Here is a 6,907-nt window from a genome sequence, read left to right as displayed (position 1 = left end):
CCGACCGCTCGACAAGGGACCGGCCGTGAGGTGGACGGGGGTGCATGGTGTGCGCGGTTTCAGGCCCGCCGGCGGTCGCGGTAGGCGGCGACGGCGGCGCGGTTGCCGCACCGCGTGCTGCAGAACTTGCGGGAGCGGTTGCGGGAGAGGTCGAGGACCAGGCCCTCGCAGGCCGGATCGGCGCAGACCGACAGGCGCGACATCTCGTCGGCGCGGATCAGGTCGGTCATGGCGAGCGCCGTTTCGGCTGCGACGTGATCGGCGAACGGGGCGTCGTCGGGCACGGAGTGGAGGTGCCAGTCGGTGTCGCCGTGGCGGACGAGGCGAGGCACGGCCGAGACGTCGGCCAGGATGCGGTTGGCCAGCTCGGCGGCCGTGTCCCGGTCGGCGGTGAGCAGCTCGCGCAGGCGCGGGCGCAGCGCGTGGACGGCCGCGAGCTCGGCCTCGTTCCCGTCGTGCCGGACGGTGTAGCCGTGTGCCGTGTAGAACGCGTCCAGCTCGGCGACCGTCTCGAGCGTGCGCGGCGGCTCGGCCGAGTTCACGAGCGCGACCGCGGCCCGCAGGTTGGGTTCGGTGTCATGCTCGAAAAGCATGTTGACACATTAGCTGGCGCACCCCTACTGTCATGAGTCATGGCGAACATGGCTCATGACATGGCTGCCCCCGGTGCTCGGGGAGGCGGTTCACTCGCCGGGGCGGGCTCGAGCGCGTCGGTCGGCGCGACGGCGACGCCCGCCTCTGCCGCCCCGCGCCCCGGCGCACGGGCGACGGCCGGCATCGTGTTCGCTCTCGTCGCCGCGGGGACGTTCTCCCTGTCCGGTCCGTTCGCCCGTGGCCTCCTGGACGCCGGGTGGACGGCGGGTGCGGCCGTCACCGTTCGCGTGCTCATCGGCGGCGCCGTGCTCGCACTCCCGGCGATCCTGGCACTCCGTGGCCGGTGGGCCCTGCTGCGCGCGAACGTCTGGTCGCTCGTGGTCTACGGCCTGGTCGCGGTGGCGGGCACACAACTGACGTTCTTCTACGCGGTGTCGTACCTGGACGTCGGCGTGGCGCTGCTCATCGAGTTCCTCGCCCCGGTGGCCGTCGTCGGCTGGATGTGGGCACGGCACGGCCGGCGGCCGGGCCTGCTCACCTGCATCGGCGGGGTCGCGGCGCTCGGCGGGCTCGTCCTGGTGCTGGATCTCGCCGGCGACGGCGGGATCAGCGTGCCCGGAGTGCTCTGGGCACTGGGAGCCATGGTCGGCGCGGCCGGCTACTTCGTGATGTCGGCACGGCCGACGGGGCTGCCACCCGTCGCCCTGGCCTCGGGCGGACTGCTCACGGGCGGCGTGTCGTTGCTGGTGGCGGGCCTCGTGGGACTGGTGCCGTTGCGGGTGGCGGCCGAGGCGGTCCGGTTCCAGGGCTTCACCGTTCCCTGGTGGGTGCCGGTGCTCGGCCTGGGCGTCGTCACGGCGGCCGTCGCCTACACGGCGGGCATCGCGGCGAGCCGTCGGCTGGGTGCGCGGCTGGCGTCGTTCGTCGGGCTGACGGAGGTGATGTTCGCCGTGCTGGCCGCGTGGCTCCTGCTGGGCCAGGCCCCGGCCCCGGTGCAACTCGTCGGCGGCGCGCTGATCCTGGTGGGCATCGTCACGGTCCGGGCGGGGGAGCGAGGGCTGCCCGCCTGATCTCCCGGCCGGCGCCGGGTGATCGGGTGCGAGCGATGGGCACCGGTGTCACGGTGGACCCATGCGCGTCGTCGTGGTCGGAGCCACCGGGAATGTCGGAACCGCGCTGCTGCGCGCCCTGCATCGCGAGCCGCGGGTCACGTCCGTGCTGGGCATGGCACGGCGGCTGCCGGACCGGGACGCCGCGCCGTACCGGCACGCCGAGTGGGCGCCGGTCGACATCGCGGCCGAGAACACGGACGAGGCGGTGATCGCGGCCCTCGCCGAGAAGTTCCGCGGGGCGGACGCCGTCGTGCACCTCGCCTGGCTGGTCCAGCCCAACCGGGAGCGGAACCTGTTGCGTCGCACGCACGTCGAGGGCACGCGCCGCGTGGCCGAGGCGGTCGTTCGCGCCGGTGTGCCACACCTGGTCGTCGCCTCGTCGGTCGGGGCGTACTCGCCGGTGAGCGACGACGTGCCGCACGACGAGGGCCGGCCGACGGACGGCGTCCCGACGTCGCACTACAGCGTGGACAAGGCCGCTCAGGAGCGGGTGCTCGACGAGATCGAGGCGGCGCACCCCGATCTCGCCGTGGCGCGGCTGCGGCCGGCCCTGATCTTCCAGGGCGATGCCGCCCAGTCCGTGGTGCGCTACTTCCTCGGACCGCTGGTACCCGTGCGGCTGCTGCGATACGGCAGGTTGCCGGTGCTGCCGTTGCCGGCCGGCATCCGCGCGCAGGCCGTGCACGCCGACGACGTCGCGGACGCGTACCGCCGCGTCGTCGTGGAGCAGGCGCGCGGGGCGTTCAACGTCGCGGCCGACGACGTGCTGCGCGGCCGGGACCTGGCGCGCATCGTCGACCACGGCAGACTCGTCGAGCTGCCCCCGGCCGTCGCCCGTACGGCCCTCGGAGCCGCGTACGACGCGCACCTGGTCCGGGCGGACCCGGGCTGGCTCGACATGGCGATGACCGTGCCGGTGCTGGACACCACCCGCATCCGGTCCGAGCTCGGCTGGGCACCTCGCCGGACCGCCGCGCAGGCCGTCGAGGAACTGCTCGCGGGCATGGTCGTGGGGCAGGGGCTGCGTTCCGCCACGCTGCATCCGGCGACGGCGCGCCCCGCGGGCTCGTCCGTGCTGCCGTTGCGGCACCGGGGAAAGGTCCGGCTCCCGCGGACCCTCGACGCTCAGCTGCTCGGTCTCTACCTCTCCGACCACTTCACGGCGGCGACCGCGGGTCTCGAGCGCATGGAGTTCATGTCGCGCAGCTACCGGGACACGCCGTTCCACGCCGAGCTCGCCGAGGTGACCGAGCAGCTCCGCGCCGAGCGCGAGCTCTACCGGGATCTGCTGGACCGCCTCGGGGTGCCCCGGCGCCCGCATCGGCAGATGGCGGCATGGCTGGGCGAGCGGGCGGGCCGGCTGAAGCTGAACGGCAGGATCGTGCGGCGCTCACCGATGTCTGCGGTCGTGGACGCCGAGTTCATGCGTGCGGCCGTGACGGCCAAGATCGGTGGCTGGCAGACACTGCGCCGGTACGCCGACGACATGGGCCTGGACCCGGGACAGCTCGACGAGCTGATCGGATGGGCGGGCAGCCAGATCGAGCTGCTCGACAGGTTCCACGAGTACGCGGGAGAGCGCGCGTTCCGGGACGGACGGGCGCTGGGAACCTTCGACCTCGGGAACTGAGCCGGTCGAGGACGGGCAAAGGCGGCCAGGGCCCCTCGTCGCCCCGGCCGCCTTCGCCACCCTCTCCGGGTTCCCTACCCCGGGCCTCACTCGCCGCGCCGGGCCGCCTCACGAAGCTCCCGTCCACGATCGATCTCCCGGCGGCGTTTCGCCTCACGCTTCTCGATCGCGCGCACGTCCTTGGGCGGAAGCCGCAGCGACTCCTCCGCCGGGATACCGCTCTGGAGCTCGCGGCCGCGCTCCAGCTCGGCGTCGAGCTCCGCACCGAAGAGGAGTGCGAGGTTCGTGATCCACAGCCACAGGAGGAACACGATGATTCCGGCGAGCGACCCGTAGGTCGCGTCGTAGTTGGAGAACGTCGCGACGTAGAACCCGAACGCGGCGGACGCGAGCACCCAGAGCAGGATCGCGACGAAGGCTCCCACGCTGATCCAGCGCATCCGGGGCTGGCGCACGTTCGGCGTCACGTAGTAGAGGATCGCGATCAGCACGACCACCAGAGCCAGGACCACGGGCCACTTGACGACGTCCCACACCGTCACGGCGGTCGCTCCCAGCCCGACGGCGTCGCCGACCGCACGCGCCACGGGACCACTCAGCGCCAGCGCCGCCACGATCGTGGCCGCTATCAGCACCGTGGCCACGGTGACCAGCAGCAGCAGGGGGCGCAGCTTCCAGAAGGGTCGGCCCTCGTCGATCCCGTAGATCCGGTTCATAGCGCGCCCGAAGGCGCTGATGTACCCGGACGCGGACCACAGCGCGATGACGAGACCGAGCACGAGGGCTATACCGGCCCGCCCGCTGGTCCCGGTGACGTTCTCGACGAGTGGTCGCACCACCGCCAGCACGTCCGCGGGCACGACGCCGTCGAGTGTGCCGACGACGCGGTCGACGGCCTGTTCACCGTCGCTGACCAGGCCCAGCACGGAGACGAGCGCGAGGAGGGCTGGCGCCGCCGCGAGTACGGCGAAGTAGGTGAGGGCCGCGGCCAGATCGAGGCACTGGTCGCGCGAGAACTCCCGTACCGTGGACCTCAGCGTGTAGAGCCAGGTGCGGCGGTGCAGCTCGGGCGGGCTCTCGGGCCGCCGGTGTGTGGCGTCGTTGTCGGTCATGTCGGCTCCCCACGGTTCGGTCGACGGCCGCCGCCGACCGCCCGTGGGCGGCCGGCGGGCGGCGGGCGGCGAGGTCAGGTCTGGTCGGATGCCCGCGACCGGACGTCGTCGGCGGCCTCCCGGCCGTGCTCGCCGAGGGACCGTGCAGCGTCACTCGCCGCGTCCCGGACGGCCTCCACGCTCTCCCGCGCCGGTTCCTGCAGATCGTGCACGGCTTCGGTGGCGCTGGCCTTGACGTCCTCGATCGGCCCCGCGTTCTCCTCGACCGCGACGGCGGCACGCCGCTCGGCGCGGCTCGACGGCAGGAGCGAGGCGACGACGAGCCCCAGCCCGAAGGCCACCATGCCCACCGCCAACGGGTTGCCCTGCGTCTGGTTCCGCACCGCGCGCGGCGCCGACCCGACCGTTTCCGCCACGGAGGATGCCGTCTCGCGCGCGTGGTCCGCGACCGACCCCGCTGCCTCACGGCTCTTGTCCGCCCACTCGTGGCCGGTGCCCTGTGCCGCGTCCATCGTGTCGTGGGTGGTGCCCATGACACGCTCCTTCAGGTGGGTCACACCGGACTTCATCCGGTCCACGCGGCGTCGTGCCATGTGGCTCGGGTTGACCCGGTCGCCGAGCGCGTCGACGTCGTGGCTGAGTTCGCCGCGCGTCCGCTCGATGTCCTCTCGGATCGCCTCGGGATCGTTGGTGCTCATGAGTTCCTCTCCTCGTGTCCTCGGAGGGCCTGCGGGATCTTCTTGACCGAGTCGGCCGTCTGCGGCATGCCTTCCACGGCGCGCAGCTCGCTGCGCCCGCGCATCGCCAGCACCGCGGCCACGACCGCCCAGACCGCCGCGACGATCAGTGCGGACCAGCCGCCGCCGACGAGCGTGCCGAGCCACCACCACAGGGCCAGCGACAGGAACAGCAGGACCAGATGGCCCGCGACACCCGCGCCGCCGAACATGCCGGCGCCCTTCCCGGCGCGCCGGGCCGACTGTCTCATCTCCGCCTTCGCGAGCTCCGCCTCCTGGCGGACAAGGGTGGACAGGTCGCGGCTGATCTCGCCGACGAGCTCGCCCAGGCTGCGGTCGTCACCGTGCGTCGCGTGAGCCGCGGACGGCGCGGTGCGTGTGGCCGCAGGATCGGCCGGCGCGGCCGCGTGTGCCCCGGCGGGTGCCGCGGCGACACCCGTGCGCGGCACGGTGGTGCCGGCTCGGGAGGCGACGCCGTCGGCGGCGGGCCCGGCATCCTCGACCCACGGGCCGGGCGCGCCGGGCCGTGCGGCACCGGCCGCACCGCGGGGATCGGACGTGTCAGGCATGAGTGCCACCTCCGTACTCCGGGCCGCCGGGTGCCGGCGGCGGAACGGGCGGCGGGGTCGCGGGCCGTACCGCCCCGCTCTCCGGCGGCGGAGCCTGCGAGCCGGCGGACGGCACACCGCTCGGCGCGGTCGGCACCGCGCCGGCGGCCCTTCTGGCCTGGGCCTCGCCCCGGGTGGCGGGCGCACCGGCCGCCGCGGGCCGGTCCGACGCGCTGTCCGATGAGCCGTTCGCGTCCTTCATCCCGCGCAGGAACCGCCCCACCAGCAGGCCTGCGCCGGCCGAGAGGGCGATGAACATGCCGGGACGGCGCCGGGCGAAGTCCTCGACCTCGCCGAGGATCGCGCCGGGCTCCCGGTCCTCCAGCCAGCGTGCGGCCTGCCCCGTCGCGTCACCGGCTCGCCGCACGAGGTCCGTCGCGTACCCGGGGTCGCGGGACGCGCTCGCCATCCGGCCCAGCTCGTCCTCCATCGCGTGCAGGCTGTCCACCGCCCACTGGCGCTGGGACTGCGCCTGGGAACTGAGCTCCGACCGTGTCCGGTCGAGCAGCCCGTGCGCCTGTTCCGACGCTTCGTGGGCGACCTCGCGCGCCTTGTCCTTGGCGTCGTCGGCGATGCTGCGGCCGGCGTCGGCCGCCTGCGCCGCCGTGTCCGTCACCCGTTCCCTGACTCCGGTCGAACCCGTTCCTGTCCCGCCCGTGTCGCTGCCGGACGTGGAGGAGAAGTGCGAACCGGAGCCTCCGTCGTACGGGGTTCCCGTCTCGCTCATGGTCGGTCTCCTGTCGTCGTCGCGCCCGGCTCACGACCGGGCGGTCTGCGGGAGAACACGTGCCGCGGCGGACTCGTGTCCTACCCGGGCGGCCGCTTCATGACCTCCTTCCAACTTAGGCGGTGGAGCCCCACTCACAACTGGGCGGGTTTCGGGCCGGGCAGCCGCGGGGGCCGTACCTGGGGTTCGACCGTTCGGCGAGACCTGAAAGGCGTTGAGGAGCCGCTCGGCGGTTCATACCGTCATAGGCGTTATGCACCGGGCCTCGACGGGCCCTCTCACCGGGCTCCGCCCGGTGAGCCGTGCGACGAGAGGATGGTGGGTTCACGGATGCGTGGATCACGGATGGTGACGCGTCTGGCCGCGGTGGCGGTCGGCGCGCTGGTG

The 6,907-nt window shown here is 73.6% G+C and carries 7 protein-coding genes; 2 read left to right on the top strand and 5 right to left on the bottom strand.

Annotated features, from left to right (window positions below; translation table 11 throughout):
- Positions 1–59 precede the first annotated feature (59 nt).
- Positions 60–593, bottom strand: coding sequence for a CGNR zinc finger domain-containing protein (locus J0911_RS07685; protein WP_207274874.1), 534 nt, complete (start codon positions 591–593; stop codon positions 60–62).
- Between the two features lie 60 nt (positions 594–653).
- Between J0911_RS07685 and J0911_RS07680 the strand changes: the two genes are divergently transcribed.
- Both J0911_RS07680 and J0911_RS07675 read left to right on the top strand, forming a co-directional pair.
- Positions 654–1,664, top strand: a complete 1,011-nt coding sequence (locus J0911_RS07680; protein WP_207274873.1) for an EamA family transporter — start codon at positions 654–656, stop codon at positions 1,662–1,664.
- Between the two features lie 61 nt (positions 1,665–1,725).
- On the top strand, positions 1,726–3,336 hold the full coding sequence (locus J0911_RS07675) for an NAD-dependent epimerase/dehydratase family protein (protein WP_207274872.1): 1,611 nt from the start codon (positions 1,726–1,728) through the stop codon (positions 3,334–3,336).
- 86 nt (positions 3,337–3,422) lie between these two features.
- Here J0911_RS07675 and J0911_RS07670 read toward each other — a convergent pair whose 3' ends face one another.
- The 4 genes from J0911_RS07670 to J0911_RS07655 all read right to left on the bottom strand — a co-directional run bounded on the left by J0911_RS07670 (position 3,423) and on the right by J0911_RS07655 (position 6,520).
- A complete protein-coding gene (locus tag J0911_RS07670) occupies positions 3,423–4,448 on the bottom strand; it encodes a YihY/virulence factor BrkB family protein (RefSeq protein WP_207274871.1) in 1,026 nt (341 codons plus the stop codon).
- A gap of 74 nt (positions 4,449–4,522) precedes the next feature.
- Positions 4,523–5,146, bottom strand: a complete 624-nt coding sequence (locus tag J0911_RS07665) for a DUF3618 domain-containing protein (protein WP_207274870.1) — start codon at positions 5,144–5,146, stop codon at positions 4,523–4,525.
- The gene (locus J0911_RS20215; protein ID WP_242636443.1) at positions 5,143–5,514 is read right to left on the bottom strand and encodes a phage holin family protein; all 372 of its coding nucleotides are present in this window, start codon (positions 5,512–5,514) and stop codon (positions 5,143–5,145) included. Before J0911_RS20215 ends, J0911_RS07665 begins: the two co-directional genes overlap by 4 nt.
- 232 nt (positions 5,515–5,746) lie before the next feature.
- Entirely contained in the window at positions 5,747–6,520 is a 774-nt protein-coding gene (locus tag J0911_RS07655) for a hypothetical protein (protein ID WP_207274868.1), read from the bottom strand.
- Between the last annotated feature and the right edge of the window lie 387 nt (positions 6,521–6,907).

The organism is Myceligenerans salitolerans (genome assembly GCF_017349295.1).
In the GTDB taxonomy this organism is placed as follows: Bacteria; Actinomycetota; Actinomycetes; order Actinomycetales; family Cellulomonadaceae; genus Myceligenerans; species Myceligenerans salitolerans.
The sequence above is the reverse complement of the archived record's forward strand: the minus strand, read 5'-3'. Positions and strand labels throughout refer to the sequence as shown.